The 21,347-nt window shown below is 32.0% G+C and carries 17 protein-coding genes; 4 read left to right on the forward strand and 13 right to left on the reverse strand.

Translation table 11 applies throughout. From position 1 onward, the window contains the following. Positions 1–401: 401 nt before the first annotated feature. From nadE to pip, 7 genes are all read right to left on the reverse strand, one after another. Positions 402–1,223, reverse strand: a complete 822-nt coding sequence (gene nadE / locus RWN11_RS00415; protein WP_314159825.1) for an ammonia-dependent NAD(+) synthetase — start codon at positions 1,221–1,223, stop codon at positions 402–404. Positions 1,224–1,235: 12 nt separating this feature from the next. Next, on the reverse strand, positions 1,236–2,678 hold the full coding sequence (locus tag RWN11_RS00420) for a nicotinate phosphoribosyltransferase (RefSeq protein ID WP_314159826.1): 1,443 nt from the start codon (positions 2,676–2,678) through the stop codon (positions 1,236–1,238). Between the two features lie 244 nt (positions 2,679–2,922). Beyond that, a complete protein-coding gene (locus RWN11_RS00425; protein WP_314159827.1) occupies positions 2,923–3,555 on the reverse strand; it encodes a septum formation initiator family protein in 633 nt (210 codons plus the stop codon). Next, positions 3,539–3,817, reverse strand: coding sequence for an RNA-binding S4 domain-containing protein (locus tag RWN11_RS00430; RefSeq protein WP_314159828.1), 279 nt, complete (start codon positions 3,815–3,817; stop codon positions 3,539–3,541). The genes RWN11_RS00425 and RWN11_RS00430 overlap by 17 nt, the downstream gene beginning before the upstream one ends. A gap of 157 nt (positions 3,818–3,974) precedes the next feature. Next, a complete protein-coding gene (locus tag RWN11_RS00435) occupies positions 3,975–5,204 on the reverse strand; it encodes an aminopeptidase (RefSeq protein WP_314159829.1) in 1,230 nt (409 codons plus the stop codon). Positions 5,205–5,480: 276 nt separating this feature from the next. Further along, positions 5,481–7,274 (reverse strand): aminopeptidase P family N-terminal domain-containing protein, encoded by a 1,794-nt coding sequence (locus RWN11_RS00440; RefSeq protein ID WP_314159830.1) that lies wholly within the window; start codon positions 7,272–7,274, stop codon positions 5,481–5,483. A 608-nt stretch (positions 7,275–7,882) separates the two neighbouring features. Beyond that, positions 7,883–8,845 (reverse strand): prolyl aminopeptidase, encoded by a 963-nt coding sequence (gene pip / locus RWN11_RS00445; RefSeq protein ID WP_314159831.1) that lies wholly within the window; start codon positions 8,843–8,845, stop codon positions 7,883–7,885. Between the two features lie 246 nt (positions 8,846–9,091). Here pip and RWN11_RS00450 point away from each other — a divergent pair, with 246 nt between their 5' ends. Continuing rightward, entirely contained in the window at positions 9,092–10,171 is a 1,080-nt protein-coding gene (locus RWN11_RS00450; RefSeq protein WP_314159832.1) for a Xaa-Pro peptidase family protein, read from the forward strand. Positions 10,172–10,255: 84 nt separating this feature from the next. Here RWN11_RS00450 and RWN11_RS00455 read toward each other — a convergent pair whose 3' ends face one another. The 5 genes from RWN11_RS00455 to RWN11_RS00475 all read right to left on the reverse strand — a co-directional run bounded on the left by RWN11_RS00455 (position 10,256) and on the right by RWN11_RS00475 (position 16,404). Then, positions 10,256–11,179 (reverse strand): alpha/beta fold hydrolase, encoded by a 924-nt coding sequence (locus RWN11_RS00455; protein ID WP_314159833.1) that lies wholly within the window; start codon positions 11,177–11,179, stop codon positions 10,256–10,258. A gap of 114 nt (positions 11,180–11,293) precedes the next feature. Further along, on the reverse strand, positions 11,294–12,217 hold the full coding sequence (locus tag RWN11_RS00460) for an ABC transporter ATP-binding protein (protein WP_314159834.1): 924 nt from the start codon (positions 12,215–12,217) through the stop codon (positions 11,294–11,296). A gap of 3 nt (positions 12,218–12,220) precedes the next feature. Then, a complete protein-coding gene (locus tag RWN11_RS00465) occupies positions 12,221–13,819 on the reverse strand; it encodes an ABC transporter permease subunit (protein WP_314159835.1) in 1,599 nt (532 codons plus the stop codon). A gap of 208 nt (positions 13,820–14,027) precedes the next feature. Beyond that, positions 14,028–15,068 carry an ABC transporter substrate-binding protein gene (locus tag RWN11_RS00470; RefSeq protein ID WP_314159836.1) on the reverse strand — a complete coding sequence of 347 codons (1,041 nt, stop codon included), beginning with the start codon at positions 15,066–15,068 and terminating at the stop codon, positions 14,028–14,030. Positions 15,069–15,258: 190 nt separating this feature from the next. After that, positions 15,259–16,404: an aminoacetone oxidase family FAD-binding enzyme gene (locus RWN11_RS00475; protein ID WP_314159837.1), complete on the reverse strand. Its 1,146-nt coding sequence runs from the start codon at positions 16,402–16,404 to the stop codon at positions 15,259–15,261. A gap of 396 nt (positions 16,405–16,800) precedes the next feature. Here RWN11_RS00475 and RWN11_RS00480 point away from each other — a divergent pair, with 396 nt between their 5' ends. Further along, entirely contained in the window at positions 16,801–18,000 is a 1,200-nt protein-coding gene (locus RWN11_RS00480; RefSeq protein WP_314159838.1) for a hypothetical protein, read from the forward strand. A gap of 2 nt (positions 18,001–18,002) precedes the next feature. After that, the gene (locus RWN11_RS00485; protein WP_314159839.1) at positions 18,003–18,290 is read left to right on the forward strand and encodes a YutD-like domain-containing protein; all 288 of its coding nucleotides are present in this window, start codon (positions 18,003–18,005) and stop codon (positions 18,288–18,290) included. An 80-nt stretch (positions 18,291–18,370) separates the two neighbouring features. Here the strand turns inward: RWN11_RS00485 and RWN11_RS00490 are convergent, their stop codons facing one another. Beyond that, positions 18,371–19,387 (reverse strand): lactonase family protein, encoded by a 1,017-nt coding sequence (locus RWN11_RS00490; protein ID WP_314159840.1) that lies wholly within the window; start codon positions 19,385–19,387, stop codon positions 18,371–18,373. A gap of 303 nt (positions 19,388–19,690) precedes the next feature. On the opposite strand from RWN11_RS00490, the gene guaA reads away from it, so the two are divergent. After that, positions 19,691–21,235: a glutamine-hydrolyzing GMP synthase gene (gene guaA / locus RWN11_RS00495; RefSeq protein WP_314159841.1), complete on the forward strand. Its 1,545-nt coding sequence runs from the start codon at positions 19,691–19,693 to the stop codon at positions 21,233–21,235. The last annotated feature ends 112 nt before the right edge of the window (positions 21,236–21,347 follow it).

The raw sequence follows: 21,347 nt of genomic DNA on the forward strand, positions 1-21,347 counted from the left end.
TTCTTAACATTTGATATTTCGAAATGTTTGATTGTTCGTCTTCTTCTTGAGAAGACTTTTACTATTCTATCATCAACTTTGAACTTTGTCAATAGTTTCTTTTATGTTTTTTAAAAAAACTAATTTAAATTTTCATTGTGATGATATAGTCTTTAAAAGACTGTTATTATTCTATCATTTCTATTAGATTTTGTCAAGTTTTTTTCTTAACATTAGCTCTTTAGAAATTCTTTATTGTTCGTCTTCTCTATCAGAAGACTTTCATTATTCTATCACTACTTATAGATTATGTCAACACATTTTTAAAATTTATTTTTATTTCTCCATTATAATCTATTTTCTTCTATAATTAGTTAAAAAAAAGAGAGAATTGTTTCTTTTTCTCTCTTCTTTCTTTTCTTTTATATATTGTAAAAGTCAAACACAGTAACCGGTAAATTTCTTTTATGTTCTGATTTTAGATAATGTCCTTCTATTATTTCTTTTACATTATTAGGAACTTCTTTTCCTTCTAAGTAATCATCTATGTCATTATATGTTACTCCAAGTGCAACTTCATCTTCTAAAGCAGGTCTATCTTCTTCTAAATCTGCGGTTGGTTGTTTCAGATATAAGTGTTCTGGACAATCTAACATTTTTAATAATGCTTTCCCTTGTCTTTTATTTAATCTATACAGAGGTACAATATCTGCTCCACCGTCTCCATGTTTTGTAAAGAACCCAGTGATAGCTTCTGCTGCATGGTCAGTACCAACTACTATACCTTTATTCATAGTAGCAATAGAATACTGAGCTTTCATTCTTTCTCTTGCTTTCTCATTACCTTTCGCAAAATCAGTAATTTCTACACCTGCTACTTTTAATGAATTAACACTAGCATCTACCGCATCTTTTATATTAACAGTATATACTTTATCCGGACTAATAAATTTTAATGCATCGTTACAATCATCTTCATCAAATTGTTGTCCATACGGTAGTCTAACAGCGATAAAGTTATACTCTTCACCTGTTTCCTCTCTCAATTCAGTAATTGCCATTTGACATAATTTTCCGCAAAGTGTAGAATCTTGCCCACCTGATATACCTAATACTAAACTTTTTATGAAGTTATTTTTCTTTATATAATCTTTTAGAAAATTGATTGTTAATCTTATTTCCTCTTCTACATTAATTTCAGGTTTACATCTTAATCTTTTTATTACTTCCTGTTGTAATGTCATATTATCACCTAATTATTTTGATTTTTTTGTTACTCTTTCCAATATTTCTTTTCTATTTTTCCAACACTCAGCACTTAAATCTACTGGATAAAATTCTGGATTTAATAAACGAAGATACTCACTCCATAATAATTCTTTATTTTGTTGGAAGTACTTAGCACTTTCTTGTACTGTTGGCACTTCATATACTTGCTTACCATTAACAAAAATATCTTCATGAATATCTATTGCTTTAAAGTTCTCCACTTCCTTAGCTAAGTAAGTATGAGTCGGATGGAAAAGTTTTATACTTTGTTCTGCATTCACGTCTTCTTTTTCCAATGCAATATAATCCCCTGCTGCCATACCTGTGTCTGTATTTATTATTCTATAAACTCTTTTTACACCTGGAACAGTTAATTTTGCAGGATTTTCTGAGACTTTTAGTCTGTCAATCATCTCACCATTGTCATTTTCTAAACATGAAAGTTTATAAACAGCACCTAAGGCTGGGTTATCATAAGCAGTTATAAGCTTTGTACCTACACCCCACGCATCAATACATGCACCTTCTTGTTTTAAGTGAGTAATTGTATCTTCATCTAAATCATTTGACGCTACTATTTTCGCATTAGGATACCCCGCTTCATCTAACATTTTTCTTGCTTCTTTTGATAGATATGCTATATCTCCTGAATCCAATCTAATACCATGGAAATTAATCTCATCTTTTAATTCATCCGCTACTTTAATAGCAGTAGGAATTCCAGAGCGCAATGTATCATAAGTATCAACTAAGAAATAACAATCTTTATGCGCAGCTGCATATTTCTTAAATGCAACTTCTTCATCTTCATAAGCCTGAACAAATGAGTGAGCATGTGTTCCGCTACATGGAATATTAAACAATTTTGCAGCTTTTACGTTACTAGTCGCATCAAATCCACCGATAATAGAAGCTCGCGTCCCCCATATTGCTGCATCAAATTCATGAGCACGACGAGTACCAAATTCCATACAAACTTCATCTGGACATAAGTGCTTGATTCTAGCGGCCTTTGTAGCTATTAGTATTTGATAGTTAACAATATTCAAAATAGCAGTTTCCATTATTTGCGCTTGAATAAATGGAGCTTCAATTCTCAAGAGTGTCTCATTAGCAAAAATAATTTCTCCCTCTTTTACCGAACGAATATTCCCTGTAAATTTCATAGTACTTAGATATTCTAAAAAGTCTTCTTCATATCCTAATTCTCTTAAGAATTCTATATCAGAGTTTGAAAATTCAAATGAATTCACATAATCTATAATTTTAGCAAGTCCAGCAAATACTGCATATCCTCCACCAAAAGGAATTTTTCTAAAATACACATCGAAATATGACTTCCTCTCATGTATTCCATCTTTAAAATATGCATATCCCATATTAATTTGATAAAGGTCGGTATGCAAAGCATCACCTAGATATTTATTCATAATCTCCTCCGATTTATGTATATAATTAAATTTGTTACCTATTATATTAACATTTTAATACATTTTTAACAAATATTTAAACTTAAGTATTGTAAATTTAATACTAAAATCCCATTTCGCTATACACTATCTTTACTTTTATATTAATCATTTCATAATATTAATGGTCAGAAGTATTTTTTTATATAATAACATTTCAGAAATCTGTATCATATAGAAGTCTGAAAAAAGAAGCAACAGAACGTTATCCTCTGTTACTTCTCTGATTATTAGTGTTTGAATTTTTATTATTAGTTGCTCTTTGAGGTTGATTTCCCTCTTCTTTATCATCTTCCTTTTCAGATGAATTATCTTCTGTTCTTCTATCACTAGTTTTCTTAGCATTTTGTTTATCAGTATTTTTCTCTGATTCTTTTGTAGAAGCTGATTTTTTATCATCTTTTTTGGCTAGTTCAGGGATTTTACTATCATCAATTCTACCATTATTATCTCCAGATTTTTCTAAATTTCCATCCATTATAGACTTTATCGTCGCTTGCAAGAAATTCTCTTGTAATGGAATATTGAAAATCAACTCACCTTGATAGCTTAACCCATACTCCTGCCTTACCAAGTCCGTTATAAAGTATGGATCTTTTAGTTTATCTATGACTAGTTCATTTACTTTATTTTCTTTATCAAGATTTTCAATCGTCTGATTTTGTTCAGCTAATTGAGCATTGATTTGTTTCTTATCTCGGATATATAAAAATGTTTGCAGTAAAGTTACAGCTAAAGCAAAGGTCATTATAGCTAATATAATAAACTTACGACGTTTTCTATACTTAGCTTTTGCTTCTAAGACGTCTTTTTTGAATTGGCTATTCTGCTCTCTCATCTTCTACTTCTCTTGATTTTTCAGATAAGATTTTAAACATTTTGGTTGCATCTTCTTTCTTAGTACTATCTTTTAATTCTAATACTTCATATACAACTTCTTTCTTAGCAAAGTAAATAGTAATCTTATCCCCTATTTTTAAAGTGCTAGATGGCTTTGCCTTTTTATCATTAATCGCTATATGCCCTTCTGATGATATTTCATTAGCAACTGTTCTTCTCTTTATAATTCTTGATACTTTTAAAAATTTATCCAAACGCATTTAATCACCCCTAAATATTAGTACAATCTATTATCACATATTTAGCCTCTTTTCGCAAATAAAATCCACGATAATCTATGAAATTTTGAAAACTTCTACCAAACAAAACAAAAGATATACAATCGAAATTTTTTTCAACCGTATATCTTATATATTATTAAGCCCAGTTTCCGTCTTTAAAAATTGCTACTTCTTTACCATCTGCTGTATACCCAGTAATATTTGTTGTCGCTTCTCCAATCATAAAATCAACGTGAACTAAACTATCATTAGCACCAACTTCCGCTAATTGTTCATCAGTCATTTCTGGTCCACCTTGAACACATGTTGGATATGCTTTACCAAGAGCAATGTGACATGCTGCGTTCTCATCAAATAATGTTTCTAAGAATAGAATTTTTGTATTTGAGATTGGTGAATCATAAGGTACTAATGCCATTTCCCCTATTCTTCTTGAACCTTCATCAGTTTCCAATAAGTTTCTCAGAACATCATAACCACGCTCAGCTCCGAAGTCTACGACTTTACCATCTTCAAATTTCAACCAGAAATTATCAATTAATACCCCGCTGTAGTTTAGAGGCTTAGCATTATAAACAATACCACTCGTCTCATCTTTATGAGGCATTGTAAATACTTCCTCTGTAGGGATGTTAGCTACGAAACGATCAGCTTTTTTAGCATAACTTCCTGCACTTTGCCAAATATGATTTTTAGGTAATCCTACATATAAATCAGTTCCTAAGTCATTTGTGATATGCAATTTAACTAATTCATTTTCGTGTAAAAATTTCGCTTTTTCATCTAAAACTTTAATGTGTTCTTCCCATTCAGCTACAGGGTCATCTCCAGTTGAACGACAAGCACTTAAGATTTGATTCCAAAGTTTTAAATAAGCTTCTTCATCGTTTAATTCAGGGTATAATCTTTTTGCCCATCCTACTGTTGACGCAGAAACAACACACCAAGGACATTCGTCACTCATAATTGATTTCATATAGTTACGCATAGCTTTTGAACGACCTACCATAGATGCTTTTAATTTTGCACTATCTACACCTGCTAATCCATCTGGATCATCTCCGATAATAGATAAGAATGCTGCACCTTCATCTAATTCGTCTTGATACTTATCAATGTACCATTGACCTACCGTACTTAACGACTCTTCACTTTGATATTTTAAATTTAATTTTGTTAATTCTTGGTCACGCCATTCTACTGACACTCTTTTTGCTCCTAATTCATAGCAAGCTTCTACAACTTTCGCTACAAACTCACGTGTTTCAATACTAGCACGAACTAATACCGGTTGACCTTCTTGAACATTTAATCCAACTTTCGCGATAAGTTGGGCATATTTTTTTAATTGTGTATTTAAATCCATTTGATTTTCCTCGACTTCTTCTCTTTATTTGCTAATTATTTCTTTAAATTGCACATAATCTATTATATCACTTTTTCTTAGATAATATTAGTAGGGAGTGCCTCAAAAATCGCGATTTCTTAAGAAACAATATTTTGTCAAGTCACCCCTGCACAGTTTATTAGATATCTAAAAAGCTTTTATAAAGCGAATTTAGATATCAATACAATGCGTCCATGAGTTCTCATATGAACTTTGTTAAATTTTAGGACTTTTAAATTATCTTCAACATAGAAATTAAACTTCTCTAGTTGCTTGTTTTAACCATTCTAACTCATCGCCTTCAAAGTGTGGAGCTAATACTTCGAATACTTTCGCATGATATTTATTCAATTCATATTTATCTTCAATTGTAAGCATATCTAGGTTAATAGCTTCTAAATCCCATGGTACAAATGTCATCACTTCAAATTCCATAAATTGACCGTATTCATTTTTTACTGTTTTTCTAACAATAAGTTCATTCTCTAAACGTATACCATGAGATCCTGAGATGTATAATCCCGGTTCATTAGTAACTACCATACCATGTTTAAATGGTTCAGCTGCGCGATAGATTCCCCAGTGAATACCATGAGGTCCTTCATGAATATTACCTAAGTATCCTACACCATGACCTGTTCCGTGGTTGAAGTTCTCATAATCTTGCCATAATGGAGCACGAGCGAATAAGTCCACATTAGCTCCAGACACACCTTCCATGAATTTTAATCTTGATAAACGCAGGTGACATTGAAGCACTCGTGTATAATCGTATTTTAATTTATCGCTAACTTCTCCCATCGCTGTAGTACGTGTTATGTCAGTTGAACCTTCTTCAAAGTGTGCACCAGTATCTGTTAAGAAGAAAGTACCCGTACGTAACGGAATAGAAGTTTCTTTAGAAGATGAATAGTGCACAATAGCTCCATTTTCACCATGACCGCAAATCGGAGAAAAACTCGGACAGATAAAGCCACCTTGTTCTTTTCTAAATTCTACAAGTTTCACAGATGCCGAAAGTTCATCTTCTTGTTCACTTGTACCTTGTTTTACCAGTTGTTTTAACCAATAAATAAACTTCGTATGAGCAATACCATCTTTCACATGGGCTTTAATAGTATGCTGTAATTCAACCTCATTTTTTATAGATTTCATTAAAATTGTCGGGTTACGTCTCTCCACTAGTGTTATCTCTTTTGGAATATTGTTAAACACTGCATAGTTTAAGCACTCTGAATCGACTAGAACTACATCGTTACCTGAAAATTGTTTAACTTCTTCATAAATATCATTATATGGCTTAATGTGTACATTGTGGTCTGCCAAGTGTTTTTTGATTTCATCAGATAGTTTTCTCTCATCTACATATAAGTCAACACTATTTTCATAAACAACTGCATAACTTAATAATACCGGTACATAATCAACATCCATACCACGAATATTTAATAACCATCCAATATCATCAAGTGTAGTGATAACATGAATATTGGCTCCGACTTCATGCATTTCTTTACGAACTCGCTCGAGCTTACTAGCTACAGATTCTCCAGCTCTTTCTAAATTCATATAAAATGCTGGTTTCTCTGATAACGCAGGACGATTTTCCCAAATCTCATCAACTAAATCAATATCATATTTTACCGTAGCATTTTTACGTTTTAGTTTAGTAGCTAAGTCTTTTCCTTCACCAAAAGTTACAACACGACCATCAAATCCTAATACCCCGTTCTCAGGTGTATTTTCAACAACAAACTCCGCGATAGTAGGAACTCCAGGTTCACGCATTTTTTGCAACTCAATACCAGTTCCTTCTAATTGTTTTTCTCCTTGTAAGAAATATCTCCCATCTGTCCATAAACCTGCAAAATCCTTAGTAACAATTAATGTCCCTGCAGAACCAGTAAATCCACTCATAAATGCACGAGCTTTAAAATGTTCTCCTACATATTCACTATTGTGAAAATCTGCTGTTGGAACCATATAGACATCAATTCCATTTCTTTCCATTAATGCTCTTAACTTAGAAACTCTTTCTTTTATCTCCATTGTCCTTACTCCTTTGTTATTTCATATATAACTTCTTTATGAATTTTCTAACTAATCGTGAAAAGCTTCATTGATAAATAATCCTCACAATTATCATACTTAATATTCTATCACATTATAAAGCTCATTTCACTAGGGAGTGACTCAAAAATCGTGATTTCGGAGAAATCGATTTTGTCGAGTCACCCCCGCACAGTTTATTAGATATCTAAAAAGCTTTTATAAGGTGAATTTAGATATCAATAAACCACTGCGCATATGAGTTATTATGTACACTTTTTAAAAATTTAGGTCTTTTGGTACAGTCCCCTAGATTTTTAAAATTCACCCATTTCCCTTACAAAATAATGGGAGTGACTCAAAAATCGTGATTTCTTAAGAAACAAGATTTTTTCGAGTCACTCCCGCACAGTTTATTAGATATCTAAAAAGCTTTTCTAAAGCGATTTTAGATATCAATAAACCACTGCGTCTATAAGTTTTCATATACACTTTGTTAAAATTTAGGTCTTTTGGTACAGTCCCCTAGATTTTTAAAATTCAACCATTATCCATACAAAATAATATAGACTATAGAATCAACATCTATAGTCTACATACTATTGTTATTATTTTAATATCCCTTTGAAATAATCCGTTGCTTTTACCAATGAATCCACTATCGCTGGTTCCCCTCCTGAGTGACCAGCAACAACAATATCCAATTTACAATTATTTAATTTTTTACTTAATTCGTAAGCGCCGACTACCCGACAATCAACATCATAACGACCATGAGTTATTGTTGTAGGAATATCTTTTATAGCATCGATATTGTTTAATATCCAATCATCATCATTCCAAAACATATGATTCATCCAAAAATGACACTCAATCGTAGCCATAGAAACCGCATAATGAATATCACCAAAACTCTGCTCTAAATTCGGATTTGGGTGAAGTGTCACAAGACTTCCTTCCCACATACTCCACTCTCTTGCCGCGACTTCCCTTGTTTCCCTATCTTCACTTGTTAAACGGTTATAATACGCACGGACCATATCACGACGTTCATCTCTAGGTATTATACTTTCATATCGCTTGAATGCTTCTGGGTGTATATTACTCGCACCACCCTTTTCATAAATCCATAATATATCCTCTCTACGCCCTAAGAAAATACCACGTAGTACTAAACCTAACACACGCTCTGGATGTTTAATAGCATAACAAAGAGCTAAGGTAGATCCCCAACTTCCTCCAAATACTAGCCATTTATCAACGTTTAAATCCTCCCTTATTTTCTCCATGTCATCAATAATATGCCAAGTATCATTATTCTCTAAGCATGCATGAGGCGTAGACTTTCCGCTTCCTCTTTGATCAAATAATATAATTCGATAAAACTCCGGATCAAAATATTGTCTACCACTTGCTGATGTTCCACAGCCTGGTCCACCATGTAAAAAAACTACCGGAACGCCTTGAGGATTCCCACTCTCCTCATAATAAATAGTATGAGTCTCATCGACTTTTAACATTTTAGAGAAATTTTCTTTAATTTCAGGATATAAACCCCTTAATTCCCCCATAATAATACCTCCTGTTGTTTATTTGTTTACAATTTGTTTGTATCGCATAACAGTTTATTTTCTATTTCTAAAATATAACTTAATTCGCGATATTTATACTCCTCTTTTATTATATCTCAACATTTTTTAATATTCAATTATTTTATTAAAATCTATAATAATCATCTATCTAACTATTTTGCAATCGATTAATATTAATGATATAATTATATTAAAGATTATAAGACAAAAAAGGAGTAGAGAAAAGTGAAACTTTCAAGAACTAACAAGATTTTAGAAAAAATGAAGCAACAAGGAATCAACCAAGCACTAATTAGCGATCCTTATTCAATTTTTTACCTAACTGAATACTTAGAACATCCAGGCGAAAGATTTTTCGCAGTATTACTTGATGAAAATGGTAATCACAAACTATTCATCAATGCTCTTTTCCCACTCGAAAAAGATTTAGGATTAGAAAAAGTGGTCTACTCTGATACTGATAATCCTATTGAACTTCTAGCAAAAAGTATACCAGATGGGGCTATTGTGGGTATAGATAAAGTTCTTCCTGCGAGGTTCCTATTACCTCTTATGAATCATCTACCAAAAAACAAATTTGTAGATGTATCTCAAATCGTTGACCGAGTTCGTATGATTAAAGATGAAGAAGAAAAAGAACTTATGCGCCGTGCTTCTCTTCTAAATGACGCAGCCTGCCAAAGAGTTATAAATAGTATTTCTGAAGGAAAATCAGAAAAAGATGTAGCTAAAGATTTGCTTGCTATTCATGAAGAATTAAAAGTTGATGGATTATCGTTCGATCCTATTATCGCTTACGGAGCTAACGGAGCTAATCCTCACGGTACTGTAGGAGATAGATATGTAAAACCAGGAGATGCTATAATTATCGATATGGGTGGGATTAAAGACAATTATTGTTCAGATATGACACGTACTGTATTTTGGAAACAACCAAGCGAAAAAGCACGTGAAGTATTTGAAATAGTATTAGAAGCTCAAAAACGAGGAGTTGCGGCTGTTAAACCAGGTGTTAGATTCTGCGATATAGACACGGCTTGTCGTGATTACATTACAGAAAAAGGATATGGAGAATTCTTTACACATCGTACAGGCCATCACATCGGATTAGAATGTCATGAATATGGAGATATTTCTAGCATCAATGAAACTAAATGTGAGCCAGGTATGATTTTCTCTATCGAACCAGGTATTTATCTTCCAGGAGAATTCGGTGTTCGTATCGAAGACCTAGTTCTTGTTACAGAAGATGGTTGTGAAGTTTTAAACAAACTTAACAAAGAGTTAGTTATTATCGGTGAGTAACTAATTATATTAAATTTAGATCTTCATTAAATTATTCCCCAAAAAAAGACGATTGATTTAAGTTCAATCGTCTTTTTTCTTTTATTAAAAATGTTTCTTTAAAAATTCCCCTACAATATTCCAATATTGTTCTCTGAATTTTCTTTCAGCCTGAACATGTTTCATTCCTGGGAAACTATGAAATTCTTTTTCTGAAGTTATTAGATCATAAGCGGCTTTCCCATGTTCAATTGGTACAAAACCATCTTCTTCACCATGTAGTACTAATGCAGGGAGTTTAGTTTCTTTCAAAGCTTTTGTTGCATCTACGTCCCCAAAGAAATATCCAGCTCTTATCTTCGTCACTGTATTTGCTGCCGGAATTACAGGGAAACTCGGTAAATTAAATAGTTTTTTCAACTGATATGTGAACTCTACTTTTAAATTCACATAACCACTATCTTCAATAAAAGTTTTTACGTTAGATGGTAAATTCTTACCTACTGCGTTCATTACTGTAGCTGCACCCATACTGATCCCAAATAATGCAGTATCAGCGTTGTTATTTTCTGATGATATTTTCTTAACCCAATTAACTAAATCATCAGAGTCGTAACCACCCATAGAAATAAACTCACCTTCACTATTACCATGAGCTATTAAATCTGGTGCAAAGACACTATAACCCATATCATAAAATTTCTTGATATAGTTAACCATTTTCTTAGCATCACTAGTGTATCCGTGTACTACAAATATCCATTTTTTAGCATCCGGATTAACGAATTTATATCCTACAAGTTTATTTTTAATAACAGACTCCATCTCAACAATTTGCTTCGTTTCATCAAACCACTTGTTTAAAGCTGTTTTATCTTCTTTACTTCCATCACTATCTTGATTAACAATCGCACTCTTATCTACCTTCGGATTCAATCCAAAGTTATAAAAATAGTTTCCAACAAAACCAAATGCAACAACTACTAAAATCAGCAGTGTTGCTAATATTTTTTTAAAATGTTTTTTCACTTTTCTTTACCTTTCATCTTTAAATTCAATAAAACTATTATACTATCACTTTGAATAAAAGTAAACAAAAAATAACACTAATAGAGACTTAAGATATCTCTATTAGTGTTATTTTTAATTATTAATTTGTACCAAAACCTTGTCTCCGATATTAAATCTTTCTGCTGTTGACATCGTTAAGACTTTTAAAGTATTCCCATCTGGAGTCTCAACTAAATATTCAACTGTAGCTCCTAGATAAGTTACATCAACAACTTTACCCTCTCCCGAGCTATCTAATTTTATGGATATTTCTTCCGGTCTAATTACCAGGTTTTCATCGATAATATTATTTTCACCTATAAAATTCGAGATGAAGTTATTCTTAGGCTCTTTATAGAGTTCTTCTGGAGTACCAACTTGCTCTATATGTCCTTCATTTATTACGATTACTCGATCAGCAAGCTTAAAGGCATCCTCTTGATCATGAGTAACTATAATCATTGTAACACCAAATTGTTTTTGAATTTTTTTAATCTCTTTTCTCATTACATCCCTAAGATGCACATCTAGGTTCGATAAAGGTTCATCTAGTAACAACAATTTTGGATTCAACACCATACTTCTAGCTATAGCGACGCGTTGCTGTTCTCCTCCAGACAACTCTTTAATCTTTTTCTTTTCATAGCTTGCTAGACCAACTTTTTCTAACATCTCTTTCGCTCTATTTTCCCTCGTATTCTTATCAATTTTCAATAATTTCAGACCATAACTTACATTGTCTATAACATTTTTATGAGTAAATAAACCATAAGATTGGAATACGGTAGCAATTTCTCTTTTTTCAGGTGGTATATTATTAATATTCTCATCAGATAACAATACATCACCTGAAAAATCTGATATGAATCCTCCTATAATATTTAACAACGTAGTTTTCCCACATCCAGAGGGCCCTAGTATACAAATCAACTCTCCCTCTTTTATATCAAAACTAATATTCTTTAGAATTTCTTTATCTTTATACTTTTTTGAGATATTTTTTAAACTTAAGTACATACTCTATCTCCTTCTATTTACTATCAAGTAATACGATATATTTATCACTAAGCATATCATAATTATGTAAAACGCAATAACCGAACCTATATCGTATTTTCCACTTTCTATTACATCAAACATAACTATAGTCGCCACTTTTTGACTAGGATATATTAAAAAAATAATAGACCCAATTGTTGTCATCGTTGCCGTAAAACCATTAATAAAACTTATATAAAAACCTTCATAACTCATAGGAAACACAACATCCTTAATCTCATTGAACCTACTTCCTCCTAAGTCCCTCACTGATTTCAACTGGTCTTCAGACACTTGACTTATAGAGCTATAACCTATTTTTGTGGCAAACGGCATCTGCTTAAACACTAAGTTCAATATTACTATTAATGCTGTTCCTGTTAATTTCAAAGGATATGAGTTAAAAGCTAATACGTAACCTAGCCCAAAGAATGTACCAGGTAGTATATAAGGTAAAGTCGCTACAAAATCAATCATTTTTAAGACTTTAACATTTCTTATGTAAATGTAATATTGAAGAACATGACCTACTACCGAAGAAATCAATCCAGCAATAAGTGAATAAATCACACTTCTTACAAAAACATCAGTTATATAATCAGTAGCATCTATAAAATTCTGCAATGTAAATACTAATTTCCCATATTCCATAGTTGAAAATGCCGAAATAACTATCGCGCTATATAAACTAGCTAACATCAAAACAATAATTACAGTAACTATTAAAGAAATATAGTAAATAATACCCGATTTCTTAATATCAGCCTCTAATACACCAACATTTTTACTACCTAGTGTAGTATTTCTAAAACTCTTAAAGAATATCAAAAATATAAGAAGTGAGGGGATTAGAATAATTAAATTCATTACTACAGCTTTACTAATATTTCCTTCAGCAATAAATGATAAATAACCTTCAGTGGCAAGAACATTATACTTACCTCCTATTATAGCCGGTGTTGCAAAATCAGCCATACTCCTTAAGAATGTCAACAGAATAACTACTTTAATAACAGGTCTCATAAGCGGAAGAAGGATATCGAGTATTATCCTATTCGTATTTGCACCTAAAGACCTAGCTGAGTTAATCACACCTTTATCAATCCCTTTTAAAAACCCAACTAAAAGTAGGACATTTATAGAAATATGCGTCACACTTTGCATACTGACAATTCCGAAGAAACCATAAGGATCATAATTTAATTTCAGCAGATTGTAACTTATTAAACCGCGTCTTCCAAATAAATTAATATACGATAATGAAGTAACAAAAGGTGGTGAAATCATAGAAATCATAAATATAAGAACTATTATCTTCTTGAATTTCGATGTTCCGATAAAATAATAAAGTGAAACAGCAACCGATATAAAGACAGTAACTATAGTAGTTGCTGAGGCTACTTTTACAGTATTTGCTAGTAAATGAGAATAACTAGGAAGATTAGTTAGTAACTCAGAAAACAACTCACCTTTATACCCATAATTAAAAACAGCAACAAACGGATATAGTACAAAAAGTATAAAAGAAGTAATAATGAGTCCTATGACAATACTATCAAATAAATTTATTTTTTTAAACATACTATCTCCTTTAATATTTTTAAAATGGGAGTGACTCAAAAATCGTGATTTCGTAGAAATCAATTTTGTCGAGTCACCCCCACACAGCTTATTAGATATTTAAAAAGCTTTTTGAAGCGAATTTAGATATCAATAAACCACTGCGTCTATGAGTTTTCATGTAAACTATTTTAAAATCTAGTGCTTTTTGGTCAGTCTCAATCCAATTTTATTTATCTCCCACTAATTCTTTCCATTTTTTAAGAATAGCGCTACGTTCATTACCAAATGAAGCTAAATCTTCTTTAAGAAGTCTATCTTTAGGTAATCCTAAATCCGCTCCTTTAGAACCATCGATTACCATTTGAGCTCCATCTTTACCATCAAGCTCAGCAATTAATTGTTGGTTTTCAGGTTTTAAGATAAAGTCTTCAAATGCTTTAGCTATATCAGTAGCTTGAGAATTTTTAAATATTGCTACACCCTCAGGAATCCAAGGAATACCATCTTCAGGATAAACAACTGTTAAATTGTGTTTTTTAGCTGCATCAAATGCTGATTTATCAACAGGAATAATACCAATTCCGAATTCCCCTGCAGCTGTTTTTTCTTGTGGATCTTTACCACGTTTACTGTAGAAATCAACGTTTTTGTTGAATGCAGTCCAGTATTCCCATCCTTTCTCGTTACCTTTTTGTCCTAAAATTCCTGCTACAGCACCGAAGTTAGTACCAGAAATTGCCGGGTTACTCATTATGATAGTACCTTTGTATTTTGGATTAGTTAAATCTGACCATTTTTTAGGAACTTCTAATCCTTTTTCTTTTAAGACTTTTTCATTAACTAAAAATCCAACTACAGTAATACCTTTTGATAGCCAGTAATTTTCACTATCTTTGAATCCTTCTTTGATTTTATCAGATCCTTTAGCTTCATATTGCTCTAAAAGACCATCTTTTTTAGCAGCCATAAAAGCATCAATTCCTCCACCAAACCAAAGATCTGCCATCGGTTTACCTTCTGCTTTTGTTCTTGAGATTACCTCTCCACTTGACATAGATAAAAATTCAACTTTACTATTTGTTTCAGCTGCGAATTTATCAAAAAGTTTTTTGTATTTTTCAGAAGTTGCCACAACATTCATTGTTTTACCACCGAAATCAATTTTACTAGCTTCTTTTTTACTTTCAGTCGCTTGCTTTTGACCACAACCTAATAAAATTAGGGAAATTGATAAAATAATAGTTAATACTTTTAATATTCTTTTCATATTTATTGTATCCTTTCTTTAACTATAAGTTTATACAAAAATTATACTAAGAAATAAAGATACTTTCAACCTGTCCAGGCTCACTTGATTTTTATTATTTTAACATTTTTATATAAACATTCTAATTATCTTTTAAAGTGTTATATAACTATTTTTACAATATTTGTATAATTAGAATAATAAAAATTTTTTATTCTATTCCGTACTTCTCTTTAATTGCATCTGCCACAATCATCCCCGTGAACCAGGCAACCATAAGATTATAACCTCCAATTTCTCCATGTAAATCTAGAATTTCTCCTGCAAAGTATAAATTCTCTATTTTTTTATGACTACATGTCTTCGGACTTACTACTTTAAGATCTACTCCACCTGCTGTAGTAAAGGCATATTCTAATGGCATCGTCTTAACATCAACCAACTCGTAGCGTTTGATTTTCGTTACAAATTTTCTTAACTCTTTTTTACTAACATTTTCTGGGAAATGTTTTTCAATCATGAAGTTATAAAAACTCTTCGGTAATTTCCCTTGTAAGAATTTGTTATCTTCCCATAGCTTCGCAAAAAGTTCTTCCTCATTAAAGTCAGGATAAAAGTCTAGATAAAATTTATCTTCTGGATAACGAGCCACGAATTCTCCCATAGAAATTGATAAAGGTCCACTTAATCCTTTATGTGTGAATAAAAGGTCCCCGCTTCTTTCATTTTTCTTATGGAACATTCTTACATTTTGCAATGCAACCCCAGATAATTCTCTAAAGTCTTCAAAAACTAAGGCTACTTCACTAGGGTATATTTTAGTAATCTTCACACCATGTTTTTTCAGAATTCTATGTAATGAACCATCACTTCCACTCTGAGGATATGTTTTTCCTCCAGCACAAACTACGATATTTTTTCCGTAATACGTATCAACATTTGTTTTTACACCTACTAGTTTGTCATCTTCAAATACTAAATCTTCTACTTTCTCTTTATAGTTAATCTTCGCGTGATCTATTTTAAACGCATTAACAACATCTCTAGACTTCTCGCTCGCTGGATACAATCTTCTATTTTCTTGTTTTAATTTCAAATTATGTTTATCAAAGAACTTCTTAACATTGTATTTATGATATGCACTTCTTAAAAATCTACCATTATGCACTGCCGCGACAAAATCTTCAGCATTGTCGCTACTCATAACATTACAACGACCATTCCCTGTTAAAAGAAGTTTTATTCCTGCACGTCTATTTTGCTCAAGAACTAATACTTTCAAACCACTATCATTAAGTCTATCCGCTATCATAAGCCCTGCACTACCAAGACCTATCACAATCACATCATATTTCATCTTAAATCTCAACTTTCTCTTAATTTAATCAAATATCATCTAAATTATAACATGTAATCAGATACTTTCAAATTTTTCTACGTCGAACTTAATCTCACACCTCATAATTTCAATGAAAATTCAGGGGAATTCCCAACTTAAATTCCAGTTTTTTATTTGAGCTGGAATTTACTTTAGGAAGTAACAGAAAAATTAGTTGCAACTTAAATCCCAATTTTTACTTTGCGCTAGAGTTTACTTTGGGAAGCAACACAATTAAAAATTCTAAAATTTGCTTCCTTCTTATTGGAATTTTTCCTTATTTTGTAATATACTAAAAGGTATGTGTTTAAATGGAATTTTAATTTTATGTTAATATTCTAAATTAGACAATTTTAAAATAAAGGATTTTAAATAATGAGATTGAAAAAAATTAGCATTTTGATTTTACTTCTTGTATTTTTAGTTCCAAACTTCACAAAAGCTGATGATGTCTTTTTAGACAACAACGCAGTAACAAATTTAAGTGATGTTAATGCTCATCTTGTAGTTTCGGAATTAAACACGGGGAAAATCATTTCTAAACGTGGAGAAAATGAAAAAGTATCTGTAGGTAAATTACCAAACTATCTTGCACTTTACCTGCTTACTGATAATTTGAAAAATAAAAAAATAACTTTAGACGAAAAAATTAATATTACAACCAGCGATGACATTCTTTCTAAATACAAAATAGAATCATCAATTACAGTTAAAGATGCAATCTTCCTATTAGAAAATGAAAATTCTAATAGTCTTAATCAAGCTATATTCGCTCACTTTAACATAACTCTTGATAAAGCTAAGGACATATTAGCTTCTATGTCACTAAATGACACAAAATTAGAATCACTAGATAACAACGGGAATAATACTAGTACTGCGAAGAATATCTCTTACATTACTAGTTTAATTCTAAAAAATTATCCTGAGATTACAGAAATTACAAAAAATCCAGAACATACTTTAGCATCTGGAGAAAAAATTAACAATAGTATTGAGTTTAAAGAATCAGATAAGTTTAGAGTTTTAGGTTTAGATTACTCTGACAAAAATAGTGTAACTTACGCGTACAGTGGTAACACTAAATTAATTATCACCGTATTAAACCAAAGCGATGATAAAGCTACTTATTTTGATAAGCTTCAAAAAACTTACGATTACCTATTCTCAAACTACAACTACAAACTTGCCCTTAAAGCAGGAACATATACTATAAACAATGAACGTATTACTTTTAACGAAGATATTTACGACTTATTCTATGAGAAACATTCTATTAAGGATGTAACATATCTTCTTATGAATAAAAAAATACTTTTATTCCAAAAATACGGAACAATATCAGCAAACGAAGGGACAGTTTTCTCTGAATTCACTTCTAATGATAATATAGGAAATTTAGCAAAAATCAAATCAAATTTCATCAATGATGATAACTTTGATAAAAAAAATAATTACGAAAAAACTACTATCGTTATAGATCGTACGAAGTACTTCGCTACAGGTATACTTGCAATATATACACTTGTTTTTGCAGCGCTATACGTTATGAGACAAGTTGTTAGAAAGGATTAAATATGGAGCAAAACAATTTAGTTTTCGAAGTTGAAGGAACTATTTATGAGCTTATCTACAACTTTAAAGACGCATTCCAAAAAGAAACATTTGAAGAAAAACTAGTAGATGTGTTAAAAAATAAACCATATATCGTAGGAGATATTTCTCACGAAAAACTACGACTAACAGGATTTATTTTAACAAAAGATAGCAACAATCCGAAGAATATCAATAATCTTGAAGATTATATATTAGAATACATTAATTTCGGAGCACCTTTCTTCGTCGTTAAAAAACGAAATTCATAATAACAAAACCTAAGATGAGTCGATGTTACTGGCTTGCCCAGAATTTCGGTGCACATTGCATCCTCACCTTAGGTTTTCTTTTATATAAACTTAGCACAAACCGCCTCAGGTACAACTACCTCAGAAGCAACAACAGTTAGCTCTCCTGTTTTCTTATCAACAATATAAACCGTAATTGTTCCACTATTTTCATTTGTCGCAATTGCTAAAGTATTATCTTTTGAAAGGTCAAAATCTCTTGGACCTTGCCCTTCAGTACTAATAGTTTGAAGATGTTTTAAACCTGATTTTGTATTTTCAAAAACAACTATCGCATCTTGACCTCTGTTAGAAACATAGATAAATCTATTATCATTTGAAATTTTTATCGCACTACCTTTATTTTCTAATGAAAAATCCTCAGGTAATGTAGCATAATATGTTGGATTTGTTAAGTTCCCCTCTCCATCATAATCAAAAGCAATTACTTCACTAGTAAGTTCTGTCATGACAAAAGCTTGTTTTTCATCACTACTAAATACTATGTGACGAACTCCACTTCCTTCTTTAGCTTTAAAAGTAGCTACTTTTTCTAAAACTCCTTCGTTAAGCTTATACGATGTAATCTCATCTGTTCCTAAATCACATGAGAAGACATATTTTTCACTTGGAGTAAATCCAGAAAAATGCACATGAGGTTTCTCTTGTCTTTCGTGTACACCACTTCCTTCGTGATGATCTGTTGACAAGAGTTTTACAAGCTCACCATTTTCAACAGCATAACTATCAATCGTACCTAAATGATAGTTCGCTGATAGTAAAGTATTTTTATCCGAATTTAACTCTACGTAACAAGGAGGATTCCCTTCTTGAGCAACTGATGTTAATTCTTTCAAAGTTCCATTTTCTTCAACTTCAAAGCTTGTAACAGCACCTTTTCCATCTACTCTTGATACACTATATAAATATTTATTATCATTAGACAATGCTAAATACGTTGGATTATCAACTTTTGCTACATTTCTAACTACTAGTACTTTCCCTTCTTCAGATAACTCAACTAAGTATATTCCTTCGCTAGTTGCTTTGGTATATGTTCCAATATATGCTCTTACCATTATTTTTCCTCCTACTTTTTCTAAACTTATTATAACATTTTCCAAAAAAATTTTATAAAATTTTCTCTCACCTATAATTCGTATAAATCAAAATTATCATTTTTTTCGAAAAGCTAAAATCTTATTTCACGAATTTTTTATCCTTTTCATAAACTTAAAATTCGTTTTTAGCTATTTTTTCGTTGAAATATCAATATTCCGTCAAAAAAATCCACGAAATTTCTAACATTTAAGATTTTACATATCTTCAACTTCTTGATATAATAATTTATATTAATAAAAGTATATTTTAGGAGGAAAAACGTGAAACACGAATTTATATTAGTTCTTGACTTCGGTAGTCAATATAACCAACTTATCACTCGTCGTGTACGTGAACTTGGTGTTTATTCTGAGCTACATGACAATGAAATTTCTATTGAAGAAATTAAAAAAATGAACCCTAAAGGGATTATCCTTTCAGGTGGACCTAACTCAGTATATGAAGAAAACTCTCTTACAATTGATGACGAGATTTTCAACCTAGGTATTCCTGTATTAGGAATTTGTTACGGAATGCAACTTATGCAACACAAACTAGGAGGAAAAGTAGAATCTGCAACTAGTAGAGAATACGGAACTCACAATGTTGATGTAGTTTCAGGAGCTAAATTATTCGAGGGTACTCCTACAACTCAACAAGTACTAATGAGTCACTCTGATAAAGTTGTTGAACTTGCTGAAGGATTCAAAGTTGTAGCGACAAGTGATAACTGTCCAATCGCTGCTGCTGAAAACGTAGAAAAAGACTTTTACTGCTTCCAATTCCACCCAGAAGTACGTCACTCAGAATACGGTTATGACTTAATTAAAAACTTCATCCGTAATGTATGTAAATGCACTGAAAACTGGACTATCCAAAACTTCATCGATGAAAAAATTGAAGAAATTCGTGCAGAAGTTGGAGATCAAAAAGTTCTTTGTGCATTATCTGGTGGTGTAGATTCATCAGTTGTTGCAGCCTTACTAGATAAAGCAATCGGGGATCAACTAATCTGTATGTTTATCGACCACGGTCTACTTCGTAAAGGTGAAGCTGAAGCTGTAATGAATACGTTCAGTAAAGAAATCGAAGGTGGATTCAACATGAATCTAATCAAAGTCGATGCCAAAGATAGATTCCTTGGAAAACTTAAAGGTGTGAGTGATCCAGAACAAAAACGTAAAATCATCGGTAATGAATTCGTATATGTATTTGACGAAGAATGTGCTAAACTTCACGACGTACCGTTCTTAGCTCAAGGTACTCTTTACACTGACGTTATCGAATCAGGAACTAAGAATGCACAAACAATCAAATCACACCACAACGTAGGTGGATTACCAGAAGACATGCGTTTTTCTCTAATCGAGCCACTTAACACTTTATTCAAAGATGAGGTTCGTGCATTAGGTGAGGCTCTTGGTCTTCCACACGAAATCGTTTGGCGTCAACCATTCCCAGGACCGGGACTTGGTATCCGTGTTCTTGGAGAAGTAACAGAAGAAAAACTTCAAATCGTTCGTGATAGTGACTTCATCTTACGTGATGTTATCGCTAAACGTGGATTAGAAGGGGAAATCTGGCAATACTTCACATGTCTTCCAGATATTCGCTCAGTAGGAGTTATGGGAGATGTTCGTACATATGATTACACAGTTGCAGTTCGTGCCGTAACAAGTATCGACGGTATGACAGCAAGCTGGGCTCATATTCCATTTGAAGTACTTGAAGAAATCTCAGCTCGTATCGTAAACGAAGTTGCTCACGTTAACCGCGTAGTCTACGATATTACAAGTAAGCCTCCGGCAACGATTGAATGGGAATAGATTACAAATATAATTTGAATGGAGAATCCTAATTTAACTGCGTTTTTAGTTGTTATAAATGTTACAAATCTATTTAATTCAATTAGGTTCCCCACCAAAAACCCCACCAAAA

This window comes from uncultured Gemella sp. (assembly GCF_963519265.1).
Taxonomy (GTDB): Bacteria; Bacillota; Bacilli; order Staphylococcales; family Gemellaceae; genus Gemella.